The sequence below is a fragment of the Delftia sp. Cs1-4 genome (genome assembly GCF_000214395.1).
Taxonomy (GTDB): Bacteria; Pseudomonadota; Gammaproteobacteria; order Burkholderiales; family Burkholderiaceae_C; genus Comamonas; species Comamonas acidovorans.
Map to the genome: position 1 here is coordinate 1 of NC_015563.1, position 17,183 is coordinate 17,183.

A 17,183-nucleotide genomic window follows, 5' to 3' on the forward strand; every position below is an offset into this window, starting at 1 on the left:
TTTTGTGGATAACTTCCGCAAAAGCTACAATGGCAGCCTCGCAACAGTTCCTCCTATCCACAACTAGACTTCGACAATGACAGAGGAACCTACGAACGATGCAGGCCAGGGCCTGTGGCAAGTCTGCGTTGAGCAACTGGGGCAGGAAATGCCCGAACAGCAGTTCAACACCTGGATCAAGCCCCTGACCGCGCACGTCGCCGAAGACTTCTCCAAAGTCACCGTCTACGTGGCCAACCGCTTCAAGCTCGACTGGATCCGCGCCCAATATGCAGGCCGCATCTCGGCCATGCTGGAGTCGCTCTATGGCCAGCCGGTGACGCTTGAGTTGGCACTTGCTCAGCGGGAAAGCGTTGTGCGGACTTACGTCCGCCCCTCCTCCAGCGAGCGCTCGGCCCCGCCGGAAACCATTGTCACCTCGGTGCCCACGGTCACCAGCGAAGACGCGGCAGCGCCCGTCTTTCGCACGCGCCTGAACGCCGCGCTGACCTTCGAGACCCTGGTGGAAGGTACGGCCAACCGCATGGCACGCTCGGCCGCCATGCATGTGGCGGGCTCGCCCGGACACCTGTACAACCCGCTGTTCATCTACGGCGGCGTGGGCCTTGGCAAGACCCACCTGGTGCATGCAGTGGGCAACAAGCTGCTGGCCGACAAGCCCGACGCCAAAGTTCTCTACATCCATGCCGAGCAGTTCGTCTCGGATGTGGTCAAGGCCTACCAGCGCCGCACCTTTGACGAATTCAAGGAGCGTTACCACTCGCTGGATCTGCTGCTGATCGACGACGTGCAGTTCTTCGCCAACAAGGATCGCACGCAGGAGGAGTTCTTCAACGCCTTCGAGGCGCTGCTGGCCAAGAAGAGCCACATCGTGATGACCTCGGACACCTATCCCAAGGGTCTGGCGAACATCCACGAGCGGCTGGTATCGCGCTTCGACTCCGGGCTGACGGTGGCCATCGAGCCGCCCGAGCTGGAGATGCGCGTGGCCATCCTGATCAACAAGGCCCGCGCCGAGAACGCCGAGATGCCCGAGGAAGTCGCCTTCTTCGTGGCCAAGAACGTGCGCTCCAACGTGCGCGAGCTCGAAGGCGCGCTGCGCAAGATCCTGGCCTATTCGCGCTTCAACCAGAAGGAAGTCTCCATCCAGCTGGCCCGCGAGGCCCTGCGTGATCTGCTGTCCATCCAGAACCGCCAGATCAGTGTGGAGAACATCCAGAAGACGGTGGCCGATTACTACAAGATCAAGGTGGCCGACATGTACAGCAAGAAGCGCCCGGCCAGCATCGCCCGGCCGCGCCAGATTGCCATGTACCTGGCCAAGGAATTGACCCAGAAGAGCCTGCCCGAGATCGGCGAGCTGTTCGGCGGGCGCGACCACACCACCGTGCTGCACGCGGTGCGCAAGATCGCCGGCGAACGCCAGCAACTGACCGAGCTGAACCAGCAGCTGCACGTGCTGGAGCAAACTCTCAAAGGTTGATGAAAACTCCCCCGTTCTGGTCGTATGTACGCGGCAAAATGGGGGATTCGAGCGGCAAGAGGGGGCTCATTTGTGAGCCGCCGCTCCTACCGAGACCCGCATCCTTAAATCAGAGGTTGACATGATCGTCCTGAAAGCCACACAAGACAAAGTTCTCGCGGTCCTGCAATCGGTGTCCGGCATCGTCGAACGCCGCCACACGTTGCCCATCCTGGCCAACGTGCTGATCAAGAAGACCGGCAACGCATTGCAGCTGACCACCAGCGACCTGGAAATCCAGATCCGCACCACCGCCGAGCTCGGCGGCGACACCGGCGACTTCACCACCACCGTGGGCGCGCGCAAGCTGATCGACATCCTCAAGACCATGCCCGGCGACCAGACCGTGAGCCTGGAGACCCAGCAGGCCAAGATGGTGCTCAAGGGCGGCAAGAGCCGCTTCACGCTGCAGACCCTGCCGGCCGAGGACTTCCCGCTGGTTCAGGAAGCTGCGGCCTTCGGCCCTTCCTTCAGCGTGCCGCAGAAGGTGCTCAAGGACCTGCTGGGCCAAGTCTCCTTCGCCATGGCCGTGCAGGACATCCGCTACTACCTCAACGGCATCCTGTTCGTGGCCGAGGGCAAGCAGCTGTCCCTGGTGGCCACCGACGGCCACCGCCTGGCGTTCGCAAGCAGCCAGCTGGACGTGGAAGTGCCCAAGCAGGAAGTGATCCTGCCGCGCAAGACCGTGCTGGAGCTGCAGCGCCTGCTGTCGGATGCCGGCGGCGAAAACCAGCCCCACATCGAGATGCAGTTCGCCAACAACCAGGCCAAGTTCACCTTTGGCGGCATGGAGTTCGTGACCAAGCTGGTCGAGGGCAAGTTCCCCGACTACAACCGTGTCATCCCGCGCAACCACACCAACAGCGTGACCCTGGGCCGCGCCCCGCTGCTGGCCAGCCTGCAGCGCACGGCCATCATGACCAGCGACAAGTTCAAGGGCGTGCGCCTGACGGTGGAGCCCGGCACCTTGCGCGTGGCGTCCAACAACGCCGAGCAGGAAGAGGCCATGGACGAGCTGGACATCGACTACGGTGGCGACACCATCGAGATCGGCTTCAACGTCACCTATCTGATCGACGCCCTGTCCAACATGAGCCAGGACATGATCAGGATCGACCTGCAGGACGGCAACAGCTCGGCCCTGCTGACCATCCCCGAGAACGACAGCTTCAAGTACGTCGTGATGCCCATGCGCATCTGACCGCGCGCCACACGACACCGATGCCTGACACATTGCGCAGCCCCTGCACCCGCCGCCCGGTGGCACAAGCCGGTGCACGGAGCGCAACCACCCTACCCGACTCGTAGCCCGCAGCGCGCGTCCCTACGCACCGCGCCAGCGGCCGAATCGAACATTTTCAAGCGAAGCGACAGCTTCCGACGGAACTACCCCAGGGCCTTCCATGACCGACGAGAACAAGCCAGAAAACCAGACCATTGCCCCCGAAGGCTCAGACTCCAGCGGCTATGGCGAAGGTGCGATCCAGATCCTCGAAGGCCTGGAGGCCGTGCGCAAGCGCCCCGGCATGTACATCGGCGATACCTCCGATGGCACGGGCCTGCACCACCTGGTCTTCGAAGTGGTGGACAACTCCATCGACGAAGCCCTGGCCGGCTACTGCGACGACATCCTGGTCACCATCCATGCCGATGGCTCCCTGTCCGTCATCGACAACGGCCGCGGCATCCCCACGCGCGTGAAGATGGACGACAAGCACGAGCCCAAGCGCTCGGCGGCCGAGATCGCCCTCACCGAACTGCACGCCGGCGGCAAGTTCAACCAGAACAGCTACAAGGTCTCGGGCGGCCTGCACGGCGTGGGCGTGTCCTGCGTGAACGCGCTGTCCATCTGGCTCAAGCTCAACGTGCGCCGCGATGGCGAGGTCTACGAAATCGACTTCTCGCGCGGCCACGTGCAGAACCGCCCGATCGAGATCGTGGACGGCGTCGAGGTCTCGCCCATGCGCGTGGTCGGCAAGAGCGACAAGCGCGGCACCAAGGTCCACTTCCTGCCCGACACGGAAATCTTCACGCAGAACCATGAGTTCCGCTACGAGATCCTGGCCAAGCGCCTGCGCGAACTCTCGTTCCTGAACAACGGCGTGCGCATCCGCCTCAAGGACGAGCGCGACGGCCGCGAAGACGACTTCTCCGGCGCCGGCGGCGTCATGGGCTTCGTGCAGTTCATCAACGCCAACAAGAAGGTGCTGCATCCCACGGCCTTCCACGCCAACGGCACGCGCCCGGCGGAAAGCTACGGCGGCATCCCCGGCACCGAGATCGGCGTCGAAGTCGCCATGCAGTGGAACGACAGCTATGCCGAGCAGGTGCTGTGCTTCACCAACAACATCCCGCAGCGCGACGGCGGCACCCACCTGACGGGCCTGCGCGCCGCCATGACGCGCGTGATCGGCAAGTACATCGAGCAGAACGAACTGGCCAAGAAGGCCAAGGTCGAGGTCAGCGGCGACGACATGCGCGAAGGCCTGTGCTGCGTGCTGTCCGTGAAGGTGCCCGAACCCAAGTTCAGCAGCCAGACCAAGGACAAGCTGGTCTCCAGCGAAGTACGCGCGCCCGTGGAGGACATCGTCGCCAAGGCGCTGACCGACTACCTGGAGGAAAAGCCCAACGACGCCAAGATCCTGTGCAGCAAGATCGTCGATGCCGCGCGTGCCCGCGAGGCCGCGCGCAAGGCCCGCGAGATGACGCGCCGCAAGGGCGTGCTCGACGGCATGGGCCTGCCCGGCAAGCTGGCCGACTGCCAGGAAAAGGACCCGGCGCTGTGCGAGATCTACATCGTCGAGGGTGACTCCGCCGGCGGCTCCGCCAAGCAAGGTCGCGACCGCAAGTTCCAGGCCATCCTGCCGCTGCGCGGCAAGATCCTGAACGTGGAAAAGGCCCGCTACGAAAAACTGCTGACCAGCAACGAAATCGTCACCCTGATCACGGCCCTGGGCACCGGCATCGGCAAGGCCACGGCCGAATCGGGCAAGAGCGGCAGCGACGACTTCGACCCCAACAAGCTGCGCTACCACCGCATCATCATCATGACCGACGCGGACGTGGACGGCGCCCACATCCGCACCCTGCTGCTGACCTTCTTCTACCGCCAGATGCCGGACCTGGTCGAGCGCGGCCACATCTACATCGCCCAGCCGCCGCTGTACAAGGTCAAGAACGGCAAGGAAGAGCTGTACATCAAGGACGGCCCCGCGCTCAACCAGTACCTGCTGCGCATCGCGCTGATGAACGCCAGCGTCAGCACCGGCGGTGCCAACCCGCGCACGCTGGACGGCGAGGAACTGGCCAAGCTGGCCAACATGCACCTGGCTGCCGAGACCGTCATCGACCGCCTGTCCAACTTCATGGATGCCGAGGCCCTGCGCGCCATCGCCGACGGCGTGCAGATCACGCTGGACAGCATCGAGGCGGCCCAGGCCTGCGCCCCCATCCTGGAGGCCAAGCTGCGCGAGTTGACCACCACGGGCGTGCCCGCCGAGGTCACGGCCGAAATCGACCCGGTCTCCGAAAAGCCCGTGCTGCGCATCAGCCGCCACCACCACGGCAACATCAAGAGCTCCATCCTCACCCAGGAGTTCGTGCGCAGCCACGACTACGCCGCGCTGGCCGACGAAGCCCAGAACTTCAACGGCCTGCTGGGCGAAGGCGCCAAGGTCACGCGTGGCGAGGGCGAAAAGGCCAAAAGCGACAAGGCCGGCGACTTCCGCCAGGCCATGCAATGGCTGCTGCACGAGGCCGAACGCACCACGGCCCGCCAGCGCTACAAGGGCCTGGGCGAAATGAACCCCGAGCAGCTGTGGGAAACCACCATGGACCCCACCGTCCGCAGCCTGCTGCAGGTGCAGATCGGCGACGCCATCGAGGCCGACCGCGTGTTCACCATGCTCATGGGCGATGAAGTGGAGCCACGCCGGGAATTCATCGAGACGAATGCGCTGCGGGCGGGCAATATCGACGTGTGATCGCGCAGGTTCTCATCCATCTCGTAGAACCTTCGACGTCGCCATCGAGCTGTTGACCCTGCAGTGCGGCATTGGATTGCACAGCATGGCGCCAACAGCAACGCAAAGCCCGGGATCAGCATGCCACTGATACCCGGGCACCAGCGCATTGCCAGATCAAGCGTGAAAAACAAAGGCTGAAAGAGAATGTCGATCAATCCGAGAATCGCCGGCATTCTTCACCCGGGCCATGAAGTGATGCCTCAATTGATGCATTCGCATGCGCGAGAAATTCGTTGGAAGCCGTTTTGCTGAATGCAGAAACGGGCATGTCCAAACAACGACATCAACCGCCGGGCCTTCTTCTGCCTTGATGCACGACCGGCTCGAGAAACAACTGCCGAAAGTAATCGCGAAACGCCGTCATCGCTGGGGAAAATTCGATGCCTTGCTTCCACCCAAGCCCGATGTTCATCGTCGGCACGGCGTCGCGCAGACTGATGGTTTCAATGCGCTTTCCCTCCAGCGACCAAGGTCGATAAACCATATCCGAGAGAACGGTCACGCCAAGGCCATTCGCCACGGTGCTGCGCACTGCTTCTACAGAGCTCGTGCGCAGCCTGATCTGAGGCTGGTACGGCGTCTTGCTCCAATATTTCATTGCAGTGCCCGCAGCCTCGTCCACGGTGAGCAGGATGTAGGGCTCGGCCGCCACATCGGCCAGCGTGACTTCCGCCTTTTCGAGCAGCGCATGCTTGGCCGGCACCCACAGTCGGCGTTGCGAGCCAAAGAATGTCTCGAGCGACAGCTCGCGCAGCACCACATTGGACGTGAGCAGTACGCCCATGTCGTATTGCTGCGTGATCAGCCCCTCCTCAATTGCTTCACGCACTACCTCGTGCACCTTGACCTTGATCTGCGGATGCAATTGCTCGAAACGCTGAAGGTGGTGGGGCAAGAAGTAGCCGAGCACCGTGTAGGTGGCGGCAATGGTAAGCGTCCCCTCGACATTCACTCCCTCATGCGGCATGCGGATCGCCTCGTCGGCAGCCGAGAGCACGGCATAGGCATGGCTCAGAAACCGCCGTCCGGCTCGGGTCAGCTCCACGCCATGAGGATGTCGCTCAAACAGCTGCTGCCCCAGCATTTCCTCCAGCTCCCGGACTGCCATGGTCACCGCCGATTGCGAGATGTTGAGTTGCAGTGCCGCGTGTGAGATGCGCCCCACTTCGGCCACCGCCGTGAAGTATTTGAGCTGGCGAAGGGTCAGAGACATGGTGCGGTCTTCCTGGGGTATTTACTTATCTCTCAAAAATTACATGCCAGCGCGCGCAAATCCGATACCGAGGATTCACCGATCTGCAGGGTAGCGTTCATTGCAGGCTGTCGGAGTATCTGTTTTTTAGATATCGCATCGCCTGTAAATAATGCTTTTCAGCCGATTTTCAGCTGACTAATCTTCACCTTGTCCCGCATTGCTGCCATCGGGCCGTGCCAACAACACAAGGTGAAACGTGAAGAAGACGCTGATTGATCTGAACTCCGACATGGGCGAAAGCTTCGGTCCATGGGCCATCGGCGATGGCGTGGACCAGGAATTGATGCCGTTGATCAGTTCGGCCAATATCGCCACAGGCTTTCATGCGGGTGATCCGAACATCATGCGCAAGACGGTGTTGTTGGCCCGGGAAAACGGCGTGGGCATCGGCGCGCACCCGGGCTTTCGCGACCTCGTGGGCTTCGGGCGCCGCCATATCAATGCACCGGCCGACGAGCTGGTGAACGACATGGTCTATCAGCTCGGCGCGCTGCGCGAATTCGCGCGGCTGGCCGGCATGACGCTGCAGCACATCAAGCCGCACGGCGCGCTCTACATGCATGCGGCGCGCGACGAGGCGCTGTCGCGCGCACTCGTCACGGCCCTGCAGCAGATCGAACCGACGCTGCGCCTGTTCTGCATGGAATCGTCCGTCACCTTCCAGGTGGCGTGCGAATTGGGCCAGCCCGTGGCGCGCGAGTTCTATGCCGACCGCGACTACGACCTGAGCGGCTCCATCGTCTTCACCCGCCGCGTCGGCGCGCTCGACCCCGAGGCCGTGGCCGCCAAGGTGCTGCGCGCCTGCACCGAAGGCGTGGTGCGCACGGTCGAAGGCCAGGACGTGGCGATCGGCTTCGACTCGGTGTGCATCCACAGCGACACGCCCGGCGCGCTGGCGCTCGTGAAGGCCACGCGCCGCGCACTGGCCGAGCACGGCATCGAAGTTGCAGGTTTTGCCGGTGCGGCTGCGCCGGCGCAGCCTTGAGTTTTCCGTTCTTCCCGCTTTCGTTCCTGTTCCCGCTTTCCAGGAGTGCATCGATGCCCGCTACCCATGAAGTCCTGAGCCCGCTGCCGGGCACCTTCTACCGCCGTTCGGCGCCTGACGCGCCGCCATTCAAGGCCGAAGGCGACACTGTGGCCGTGGGCGATGTGATCGGCCTGGTCGAGGTGATGAAGCAGTTCAGCGAAGTCACGGCCGACGTGGCCGGACGGCTGCGGGGCTTTGCCGTGGAGAACGGCGAACCCGTCGATCCTGGCCAAGCGCTGGCCGTCATCGAAACGGCGTGAGGCCCGGACCATGACCGCCGCATTCGACAAACTGCTCATCGCCAACCGCGGCGAGATTGCGGTGCGCATCATCCGCGCCGCGAAGGAACTGGGCCTCAAGACCGTCGCCGTCTACAGCGACGCTGACGCACAAAGCCTCGCGGTGCGCATGGCCGACGAAGCCGTGCGCATTGGCCCGGCGCATGCCACCAGGAGCTATCTGAGCGTAGACGCCATTCTTGAAGCGGCAGCCGACAGCGGCGCCGGCGCCGTGCATCCGGGCTACGGTTTCCTGTCGGAGAACGCCGCGTTCGCCGAGCGCATCGAGGCCGCGGGCCTGGTGTTCGTCGGCCCGACGCCGCACGCGATCCGCACCATGGGCGACAAGGCCGCTGCGCGCGCCGCAGCCATGAAGGCCGGTGTGCCCACCGTGCCCGGCAGCGTGGGCGTGGTGACAGACGCCGACACCGCCGTCGCGCTGGCAAAGGGCATCGGCTACCCCATCATGATCAAGGCCTCGGCCGGCGGGGGCGGGCGCGGCATTCGCGTGGCGCATGACGAAGCCGAGCTGCGCCAGCAGTTCGCCACCGCCACGGCGGAAGCGCAGGCCGCTTTCGGCAACGGCGAGGTGTACCTCGAACGCTTCATCCGCCAGGCGCGCCACATCGAGGTGCAGATCCTGGGCGACGGCCAGCGCGTGGTTCACTGCTTCGAGCGCGAATGCTCGCTGCAGCGACGCCGCCAGAAAGTGTGGGAAGAAGCGCCCTCGGCCGCCATCAGCGAGGCCACGCGCGCGGCGCTGTGCGAATCGGCGCTGCGGCTGGCCCATGCCGTGGCCTACCGCGGCGCGGGCACGCTCGAATACCTGTACGACGACGACACGCGCGAGTTCTTCTTCATCGAGATGAACACGCGCATCCAGGTCGAGCACCCCATCACCGAGATGATCACCGGCATCGACCTCGTGAAGGAGATGCTGCGCATCGCGCTGGGCCAGCCGCTGCGCCTGCAGCAGGAAGACATCCGGCTGACCGGCGCGGCCATCGAGGTGCGCATCAACGCCGAGAACGCCGCGAAGAACTTCATGCCAAGCCCGGGCCTCGTGTCGCAGCTCGTGGTGCCGGGCGGCCCCGGCGTGCGCTTCGACACCATGCTGTTCCCCGGCTGCACCGTGCCGGCGTACTACGACTCGCTGCTGGGCAAGCTGATCGTGCACGACACCGATCGCGCCGGTGCGTTGGCCCGCATGCGGCGCGCGCTCGGCGAGCTGCAGGTCGAAGGCATCCACACCACGATCCCGCTGCACCGCGCACTGTGCGAGGACGCGGGCGTGGCGCAGGCCGCATTCCACACGGGCTTTCTCGAAACCTGGATGTCGGTGAATCCGCTGGCCGACGCACCCGCCCCACTTGCGAAGGTGACCGCATGACCGCTGCCAGCACCCTCCCCACCCAGGCCCGCTACAGCTTCGGCGGCGACGAGCACCTGTTCGTCGAGATCAGCGAAGAGATGTCGCTGCCCGCGTTCTTCAAGGGCATGGCCATCTGCAATGAGCTGCGCCGCCGCGCACAGGCGGGCGAGATCACGGGCGTGACCGAGATCTGTCCCGCCAACGCCGCCTACCTCGTGCGCTTCGATCCCGATACGATCGCGCCCGATGCACTGCTGGCCATGCTCAAAGACATCGAAGCGGGCCTGGGCGATGCCGACCTGCAGATGCAGACGCGCATCGTCGAGATTCCCGTGCTCTACAACGACCCGTGGACGCACGAGACGCTGATGCGCTTCCGCGAGCGGCACCAGGACCCGTCGGGCACCGACATCGAGTACGCGGCGCGCATCAACGGCCACGTCTCGGTCGAGGCCTTCATCGAGGCGCACTCGTCGGCGCCCTGGTTCGTGTCGATGGTCGGCTTCGTTGCCGGCCTGCCCTTTCTGTTCCAGATGGTCGAGCGCCAGCGCCAGATCCAGGTGCCCAAGTATCTGAGCCCGCGCACCGACACGCCCAGGCTCACGCTGGGCCACGGCGGTTGCTTCAGCTGCATCTACTCGGTGCGTGGTGCGGGCGGCTACCAGATGTTCGGTGTCACGCCCGCGCCCATCTTCGACCCGGCGCAACGGCTGTCCTACCTGAAGGAGCTGATGGTGTTCTTCCAGCCCGGCGACATCGTCAAGTACAAGCCCATTGACCGCGCCGAGTACGACCGCCAGATCGCGCAGGTCGAGGCCGGCACCTACGCGCTGCGCATCGCACCAGTGTCGTTCTCGCTCAACGATTTCCTGGCCGACCCGGGCGGCTACAACCAACAGCTCCTGAAAGTGCTCCATGGCGATTGAAGTGCTCAAGCCCGGCCTCGCGACCAGCGTGCAGGACGCCGGCCGCCCCGGCTACTACCACCTGGGCATTCCGCTGTCGGGTGCGCTCGACCAGCAAAGCCTGGTGCTCGCAAACCTGCTGGTCGGCAACGACGAAGGTGCGGCCGTCATCGAAAGCACGCTGCTCGGGCCCGAGCTGCAGTTCGACGCGCCCGCGCTGGTGGCCGTGACCGGCGCCGACGCGAAGATCAGGCTCAACGGCAATGAGGTGCCACGCAATACCGCATTCGCGGTGCAGGCCGGCGACAGGCTCGGCTTCGACTTCATGAAGCTCGGCGCGCGCATGTGCATCGCCGTGGCCGGCGGCATCGACGTGCCGGTGGTGCTGGGCAGCCGCTCGACCTATGGCCTGGGCGCATTCGGCGGCTTCAACGGACGCAAGCTGCTGGCCGGCGACAGACTGCCCGTGGGAGTACCGTCCGCCACCGCCCGCGCGGGTCGCACGGTGGAGGCCGCGTTGCTGCCGGTGCTCGACAAGGAAGTGGTCCTGCGTGTGCTGCCGGGTATCTACTTTCACCGACTGCAGGAGGTGTCGGTGCAAAGCTTTTTTGCCGACACCTGGACTGTCGGTTCCGAGGCCGACCGCATCGGCTACCGTTACAAGAACGGCACGCCGCTGAAGTTCCACGAGCGCACGCCGCCATTCGGCGCGGGCGACGACCCGTCGAACATCGTCGATGCGGGCTACCCATACGGTTCCATCCAGGTGCCGGGCGGACGCGAACCAATCATCCTGCACCGCGATGCGGTCTCGGGCGGCGGCTACGCGATGGTCGGCACCGTCATCAGCGCCGACATGGATCTCATCGCCCAGATGCAGCCAAACCACAAGGCACGCTTTGTCGAAGTCGATATGGCGCAGGCGCTCGAAGCGCGCGCCGAGCGGCGGCGAAGCATCGAGCGCTTGCGCGCAGCGCTCGCGGCCTGAGCGCTCCCCTCTTCGTCCCTCTCAAGAGAGCCGATAACAACCAAGAAAGCGGTCGAGTTCGCCACGCTCGAATGGGTTGCGTCGTTCAACCACCATCACCTGCCTGGACCCATCGGGCATCACTCTTGCCGGCCTCAAGCCTGACCGCCAAACTCCTCCCACAGCGCCTGCGTATGCTCGCCCAGCGCGGGCACGGCGCCCATGGCGGCTTCGGCATCCGACAGCGTGGCCGGGGGCAGCAGGGCCTGTATGCTGCCGGCGGGCGTGGCCACCTCGCGCCAGCGTTGGCGCGCCTGCAATTGCGGATGGTTCCAGACCTCGTGCATGCCGTTGAGCGGCGCGTTGGCGATGCCGCCTGCATCCAGGCGCTGCATGGCCTGTTCGCGGCTCAGGTGGGACAGCACGGAGGCGATCACCGCATCGAGTTCCTTGCGGTGCGCCACGCGCTGCAGGTTGGTGGCAAAGCGCGTGTCCTGCGCCAGCGCCGGCTGCTGCAGCACATGGGTGCAGAAGCTGTGCCATTCGCGGTCGTTCTGCAGGCCGAAGATCAGGCTCTGGCCATCACCGGCCGTGTACTGGCCATAGGGCGCGATGGAAGGATGGGTCAGCCCGCTGCGCGCGGGTGCCGCGCCGCCGTAGTGGGCGAAGTTCAGCGGGTAGGACATCCATTCGGCCAGCGCCTCCAGCATGGACACCTCCACGCGCAGGCCCCGGCCCGTGCGGGCGCGCTGCAGCAGGGCGGACAAAATGCCCGAGTAGGCATACATGCCGGCCGCGATGTCGGCGATGGAAATGCCTACGCGCGCGGGCTGGTCGGGCGTGCCCGTGACCGAGATCAGGCCGGCTGCCGCCTGGATCAGCAGGTCGTAGGCCTTTTTGTCGCTGAGCGGGCCGCCCTCGCCATAGCCCGATATATCGCAGACGATGAGACGCGGATATTTCTCATGCAGGCTGTCGAAATCCATGCCCATTCTCTGCATGGCACCCGGGGCCAGGTTCTGGATCAGGATATCGGCCTTTTCCAGTATTTTCCCGACGATATGCTGCCCTTCGGCGGTCTTGATATCTGCGGCCAGGCTTTGCTTTCCCCGATTGGCCCAGACAAAAAAGGATGATTCACCATGGACCTTGTCGTCATAGCCCCGTGCAAAATCCCCATCGGGCAATCGCTCCAGCTTGATGACCCTGGCACCCAGGTCCGCCAGCTGCCGGCTGGCAAAAGGCCCTGCCACGGCGTGTTCCATGGCCAATACCGTCAAACCATCCAATGGGCGTGTCTGCATTTTCTTGAACGAGGCGAATATTCGATTCGCCGCATTCTAGAAGTGCGACCATCACCCAGCCAGTCGGCATTTTCTAAGCGGAATTTCAAATCTTCTAAGGCAGGGATTCCTGCACGGCGCCTTCCTCGGGCAAAGGCTGGGCCGCCACATAGGCCACGAAATCGCGGGCATAGGCGGGCAGGGTTTCGGGTTCGCGCGTGACCACCTTCTGCTCGCGCTGCGCCCAGGCCTCGTCCAGGCCCACGGCAGCCAGCCTGCGCGCCTGCAGCGCCGGCCGGGCAATGGAGCGTGGCACCAGCGCAATGCCCACGCCTTCCTGCACGCACTGCAGCACGGCCTCGAATGTTGGTGCGTGCACACGTACCCTGGGATTCATGCCCAGCCTGGAAGCCATGCCTTGGAGGTAGAGGAAGTTGCTGGTCTTGCGGCCGATCGAGACCAGGTCGTAGGTCAGCGCGGTTTCCAGCGGCACCCTGCTGCTGGCGGCCAAGGGGTGGCCAGCGGGCACCACAAACACCAGTTCATCGTGGCCATAGGTGATGGCATGCAGGCCATGCAGATCGATCTGGCCGGCCACCAGGCCCACGTCGGCATTGCCGTCGAGCACGGCACGCACCGTGTCTTCGCTCAGGCGCTCCTCCAGGTCCACATTGACGTTCGGATAATGGGCCAGATAGCGGCTGAGCACAGGCGCAATTCCCGTCAGCGTGCTGCTGTTGGCAAAGACGCGGATATGGCCTGATATTCCGTTGATGTGTCTTTGCATTTCTCCGTGCAAGCGGTCCACGCTGCCGAAAATGGCATCGGCGTATTTCTTGACCGTCATTCCCGCCGGGGTCAGCACCATGCCTTTGGACGTTCTTTCAAACAGCGATGCACCCATGGCCTGCTCCAGATTCTTGAGCCGGTAGCTGGCCGATGGCGCCGTCAAATGCATTTCAGCCGCGCCTGCGCTGAGGCTTTTGGCCTGGGCAATGGCAAGGAAAACCCTGAGATCCGTCAATTCATATCGCATCCGTTGCATGCCCGCCGGGAGCATTTCCTTGGTGTTAGACGGTTTCTAACCGCCCTATCAATGATTCGACTAGCCGCATTGGCAGCGCATTTCTATAGTCGGCGCCAGGAGACAACGGAGAAAATTATGGACTTCAAGACGGCAAGACGCCAAACCCTTCTCACCGCCCTGCTTCTGGCCGCCGGCGCGGTCGCAGCGCAGGACTATCCGGCGCGCCCCATCAAGCTGGTGATTCCCTACGCGGCAGGCGGCCCCACCGACACCTTTGGCCGCGCCATGGCCGATGTCTGGAGCCAGAAGCTGGGCACGCCCGTGGTGATCGAGAACCGCACGGGTGCCGGCACCCTGGTGGGCACGGAGGCGGTTGCCAAGGCAGCCCCTGACGGCTACACCCTGCTGCTGACCACGGTGGCGCATGCCGTCAATCCCTACATCCACGACAAGCTGGGCTACCGCACGGAGGAAGACTTCGCGCCCGTGGGATTGCTCGCCAGGGCGCCGCTGGTGCTGGTGGTGGACAAGCGGCTGCCCGTGCAGAGCCTGCCGGATTTCCTGGCCTATCTGCGGGCGCGGCCCGGCCAGGTCAACTATGCCTCGGCGGGCGTGGGCAGCGCTCCGCATCTGGGTGCGGAGCTGCTGAACCTGATGGCGGGAACCCGGGCCCAGCATGTGCCCTACCGGGGCAGTGCGCCGGCCATACAGGACCTCATCGGCGGGCACCTGGCCTTCATGCTGGACAGCGCGCCCACGGGCCTGGCCCAGGTCAAGGCGGGCACGGTGCGCCTGCTGGCCACCACCATGGCCCAGCGCCTGCCGCAGACGCCCGACACGCCTGCCATTGCCGAGCAGGTGCCCGGCTACGAGGCCTATACCTGGAACGCCGTGTTCGCCCCCGCAGGCACGCCGCCAGCGCTGATTGCCCGCCTGCAGTCCAGCCTGCAGGCCACGGTGGACGATGCCGGGCTGCAGAAAAAGGCCTACGACATGGGCCTGGTGCTGGAAAAGCAGCCGCGCCCCCAGGCGCTGGCCGCCTTCCTCAAGCAGGAGCTGGACAAATGGGGCAAGGTCGCCCGGGCCGCCCACATGAGCGCGAACTGAGGAGAGTCGCCATGCCACGCCACCCATCCCTGTGCGCCCAGCGCTACTTTGAAGACTTCGCGCTGGGCGAGGTCTTCGCCCTGCCCTCGCGCACCATGACCGATGCCCTGTTCGCCGCCTTCCAGCTGGCCAGCGGCGACAACCATCCCGTGCACTACGACGTGGAGTACTGCCGCGCGCGCGGCATGCCCCACATGCTGGCCCACGGCTACCAGGTGGCCATACAGACGGCGGCAGGCGCCGGCCTGTTCCCGCACATGGTCGAGGAATCGCTCAAGGGCTTTCTGGAGCAGGGCAGCCGCTTCCTGGCCCCCGTCTATGTGGGCGACACGCTGTACTGCACGCTGACGGTGTCCGAGCTCAAGCCCGGCAACACCACGGGCGTGCTGACCCTGGCCACCGAGGTGCTGAACCAGCGCGATGAGCGGGTGTCGGACGGGTTTCAGAAATACCTGCTGAGGAAGCGGCCGGCCTGAAGGCCAGGGGATGGATGCAGGGGCAGCGTCTCCCAAAGACCCGCCCCGTCGCTTGGCTACGCCGGCGCGGCAACCGCCGCCGGGCTTTCTGGCGAAAAATAGCGTCCCTGCACACGCCCATCCCCCACCATGAGATCCCCCATCAGCATCGTCGACGTCGACCGCCTCGACTCCTGGAGCAAATACAAGCCCGGCATGTGCGACAGCTGTGCGGCCAACTGCTGCACCATGCCGCTGGAGGTGCAGCTGCCCGATCTGGTGCGGCTGGAGCTGGTGGATCCGTTCGAGGTGGACAACGTGGAGCCCAAGCTCATCGCCAAGCGGTTGATGAAGATGCGGCTGATCGACCACTACAACCCCAAGCACAACATCTTCACCATGGCGCGGCGCGCCAGCGGGGACTGCAATTTCCTGGATGCCAAGTCACGGCGCTGCACGGTATACGACAAGCGGCCCGAAACCTGTCGCCTGCACCCCAAGAAGGGGCCCAAGCCCGGCTTTTGCGCCTACGGTCACAAGGACCGCTGAAACGGCTTCAGGCCGTGGGCAACCCGGGCAGCCAGATCCTTGCCTGCAGCCCCGGATGCATGTTTTCGAAGCCCAGCTTGCCGCCGTGCAGCTGCACGATGGCCAGCACGCTGGCCAGGCCCAGGCCATAGCCTTCGCGGTCCGATTCGGCGCGGTAAAAGCGGGTGCTCATCTTCTCGCGCGTCTGCGCGTCCACGCCGGGGCCTCGGTCCTGCACGATGATTTCCACGCCCCAGGCGCCGCCGTCCATGCCGTGCTCGTGGGCCACGCCCGCGCGCAGCAGCATGTCGGCGCCGTGGTCGCTGTCGGGCAGTGATCCGTACTTGATGGCGTTGTCCACGAGGTTGGCCACGGCGCTGGCCAGCAGGTCGCCGTCGCCCAGCGCCATGGGCGTGCCCTCGACCTCCAGGCGCAGCACGCCGCCCGCGTCCTCGACCAGCGGTTCGTAGAACTCCACCACGTCGACCAGCAGGGCACGCAGGTCCACGGGCGCGAAGTTCTTGCGGCTGGCGCCGCTTTCCACTTCGGCGATCTGCAGCAGCTTGTCGAAGACCACGCCCAGCTCGGCCACTTCCTGGGCCACCAGCGCCAGCGTCTCGTTCTTTTCCTCGGGCGTGGCCTGCTGGGCATTGCGCAGGCGCAGCAGGATGCGCGTCAGCGGCGTGCGCAGGTTGTGGGCGATGGTGTTGGAGACATGGCGTATGCCGTCCATCAACAGTTCCAACCGGTCCAGCATGGTGTTGATGTCGCGGTTGAGCAGCGTGAACTCATCGTCGCGGCGCGTGACCGGGATGCGCTGGCGCAGGTCGCCCGTGGCCACGCGCGCCATGGTGCTGCGGATGTCGGCGGCACGCTCTTCCACCACGCGCCGGAAGGCCCCGGCGCCCAGCACGGCCATGCCCAGGGCCACCAGGCCGGCCAGCAGGCTGGCGCGGCCGAACAGCTCCTCCACATCGCTTTGCACCTGCATGTCGCTGCCCACGGCCAGCAGCTTGCCGTCGGACAGTTGGGCCACCGCCACGCGGCCCGCGATGATGCGGCCGTTGCGCCGCACCTTGAGATCGCGCACGCCCATCTCCGTCAGGCGGCGTGCGGGCACCACGTCGGCGTTGCCGATGATGGGATTGCCGTCGCCATCCATGAGGATGAGGATTTCGGTATCGGTGTTGACGCCGTCCAGCAGGGTCTGCTGGATCTCGGCCTCCAGCGCGGGCTCGCCGTACTTGTCGCGGTGCTCGACCAGGCGGCGCATGTGGTTCTCGGCCTGCCGGTCCATGCGCATGCGCAGCACGCCCACGGTCTGCACGTAGAACACCGACAGCACGATGGACATGGTCAGCACCAGCAGCACGCCGTAGGTCAGCGCCAGCCGGAAGGCCGTGGAGCTCCAGGGCTTGGCCAGCGACATGGG

The 17,183-nt window shown here is 64.9% G+C and carries 15 protein-coding genes; 11 read left to right on the forward strand and 4 right to left on the reverse strand.

Going from position 1 to position 17,183, the window contains the following annotated elements; genetic code table 11:
- The first annotated feature begins 76 nt into the window (after positions 1–76).
- The 3 genes from dnaA (at position 77) to gyrB (ending at position 5,505) form a co-directional block, all read left to right on the forward strand.
- The gene (gene dnaA / locus DELCS14_RS00005) at positions 77–1,483 is read left to right on the forward strand and encodes a chromosomal replication initiator protein DnaA (RefSeq protein WP_012201941.1); all 1,407 of its coding nucleotides are present in this window, start codon (positions 77–79) and stop codon (positions 1,481–1,483) included.
- A gap of 121 nt (positions 1,484–1,604) precedes the next feature.
- Positions 1,605–2,723: a DNA polymerase III subunit beta gene (gene dnaN / locus DELCS14_RS00010; RefSeq protein ID WP_012201942.1), complete on the forward strand. Its 1,119-nt coding sequence runs from the start codon at positions 1,605–1,607 to the stop codon at positions 2,721–2,723.
- 202 nt (positions 2,724–2,925) lie between these two features.
- Positions 2,926–5,505, forward strand: coding sequence for a DNA topoisomerase (ATP-hydrolyzing) subunit B (gene gyrB / locus DELCS14_RS00015; RefSeq protein WP_012201943.1), 2,580 nt, complete (start codon positions 2,926–2,928; stop codon positions 5,503–5,505).
- Positions 5,506–5,830: 325 nt separating this feature from the next.
- Here gyrB and DELCS14_RS00020 read toward each other — a convergent pair whose 3' ends face one another.
- The gene (locus DELCS14_RS00020) at positions 5,831–6,760 is read right to left on the reverse strand and encodes a LysR family transcriptional regulator (protein WP_013799924.1); all 930 of its coding nucleotides are present in this window, start codon (positions 6,758–6,760) and stop codon (positions 5,831–5,833) included.
- Between the two features lie 238 nt (positions 6,761–6,998).
- Here DELCS14_RS00020 and DELCS14_RS00025 point away from each other — a divergent pair, with 238 nt between their 5' ends.
- The 5 genes from DELCS14_RS00025 to DELCS14_RS00045 are packed head-to-tail and all read left to right on the forward strand — an operon-like array spanning position 6,999 to position 11,372.
- The gene (locus DELCS14_RS00025) at positions 6,999–7,787 is read left to right on the forward strand and encodes a 5-oxoprolinase subunit PxpA (protein ID WP_013799925.1); all 789 of its coding nucleotides are present in this window, start codon (positions 6,999–7,001) and stop codon (positions 7,785–7,787) included.
- A 53-nt stretch (positions 7,788–7,840) separates the two neighbouring features.
- A complete protein-coding gene (locus tag DELCS14_RS00030; RefSeq protein WP_012201946.1) occupies positions 7,841–8,089 on the forward strand; it encodes an acetyl-CoA carboxylase in 249 nt (82 codons plus the stop codon).
- A gap of 10 nt (positions 8,090–8,099) precedes the next feature.
- On the forward strand, positions 8,100–9,497 hold the full coding sequence (locus tag DELCS14_RS00035) for an acetyl-CoA carboxylase biotin carboxylase subunit (protein WP_013799926.1): 1,398 nt from the start codon (positions 8,100–8,102) through the stop codon (positions 9,495–9,497).
- Positions 9,494–10,405 (forward strand): allophanate hydrolase subunit 1, encoded by a 912-nt coding sequence (locus tag DELCS14_RS00040; protein WP_013799927.1) that lies wholly within the window; start codon positions 9,494–9,496, stop codon positions 10,403–10,405. The genes DELCS14_RS00035 and DELCS14_RS00040 overlap by 4 nt, the downstream gene beginning before the upstream one ends.
- Positions 10,395–11,372 carry a biotin-dependent carboxyltransferase family protein gene (locus DELCS14_RS00045; RefSeq protein ID WP_013799928.1) on the forward strand — a complete coding sequence of 326 codons (978 nt, stop codon included), beginning with the start codon at positions 10,395–10,397 and terminating at the stop codon, positions 11,370–11,372. Before DELCS14_RS00040 ends, DELCS14_RS00045 begins: the two co-directional genes overlap by 11 nt.
- A gap of 134 nt (positions 11,373–11,506) precedes the next feature.
- On the opposite strand, the gene DELCS14_RS00050 is transcribed toward DELCS14_RS00045, so the two are convergent.
- Together DELCS14_RS00050 and DELCS14_RS00055 are read right to left on the reverse strand one after the other, a co-directional pair.
- The gene (locus tag DELCS14_RS00050; protein WP_043795629.1) at positions 11,507–12,616 is read right to left on the reverse strand and encodes a CaiB/BaiF CoA-transferase family protein; all 1,110 of its coding nucleotides are present in this window, start codon (positions 12,614–12,616) and stop codon (positions 11,507–11,509) included.
- 133 nt (positions 12,617–12,749) lie between these two features.
- On the reverse strand, positions 12,750–13,670 hold the full coding sequence (locus DELCS14_RS00055) for a LysR family transcriptional regulator (protein ID WP_013799930.1): 921 nt from the start codon (positions 13,668–13,670) through the stop codon (positions 12,750–12,752).
- 126 nt (positions 13,671–13,796) lie between these two features.
- On the opposite strand from DELCS14_RS00055, the gene DELCS14_RS00060 reads away from it, so the two are divergent.
- The 3 genes from DELCS14_RS00060 (at position 13,797) to DELCS14_RS00070 (ending at position 15,772) form a co-directional block, all read left to right on the forward strand.
- Entirely contained in the window at positions 13,797–14,768 is a 972-nt protein-coding gene (locus DELCS14_RS00060) for a tripartite tricarboxylate transporter substrate binding protein (RefSeq protein ID WP_013799931.1), read from the forward strand.
- 11 nt (positions 14,769–14,779) lie between these two features.
- A complete protein-coding gene (locus DELCS14_RS00065) occupies positions 14,780–15,244 on the forward strand; it encodes a MaoC family dehydratase (protein ID WP_012201953.1) in 465 nt (154 codons plus the stop codon).
- A gap of 129 nt (positions 15,245–15,373) precedes the next feature.
- Positions 15,374–15,772, forward strand: a complete 399-nt coding sequence (locus DELCS14_RS00070) for a YkgJ family cysteine cluster protein (protein ID WP_013799932.1) — start codon at positions 15,374–15,376, stop codon at positions 15,770–15,772.
- A 7-nt stretch (positions 15,773–15,779) separates the two neighbouring features.
- Here the strand turns inward: DELCS14_RS00070 and DELCS14_RS00075 are convergent, their stop codons facing one another.
- Positions 15,780–17,180, reverse strand: coding sequence for a HAMP domain-containing sensor histidine kinase (locus DELCS14_RS00075; RefSeq protein ID WP_013799933.1), 1,401 nt, complete (start codon positions 17,178–17,180; stop codon positions 15,780–15,782).
- Positions 17,181–17,183 lie beyond the last annotated feature (3 nt).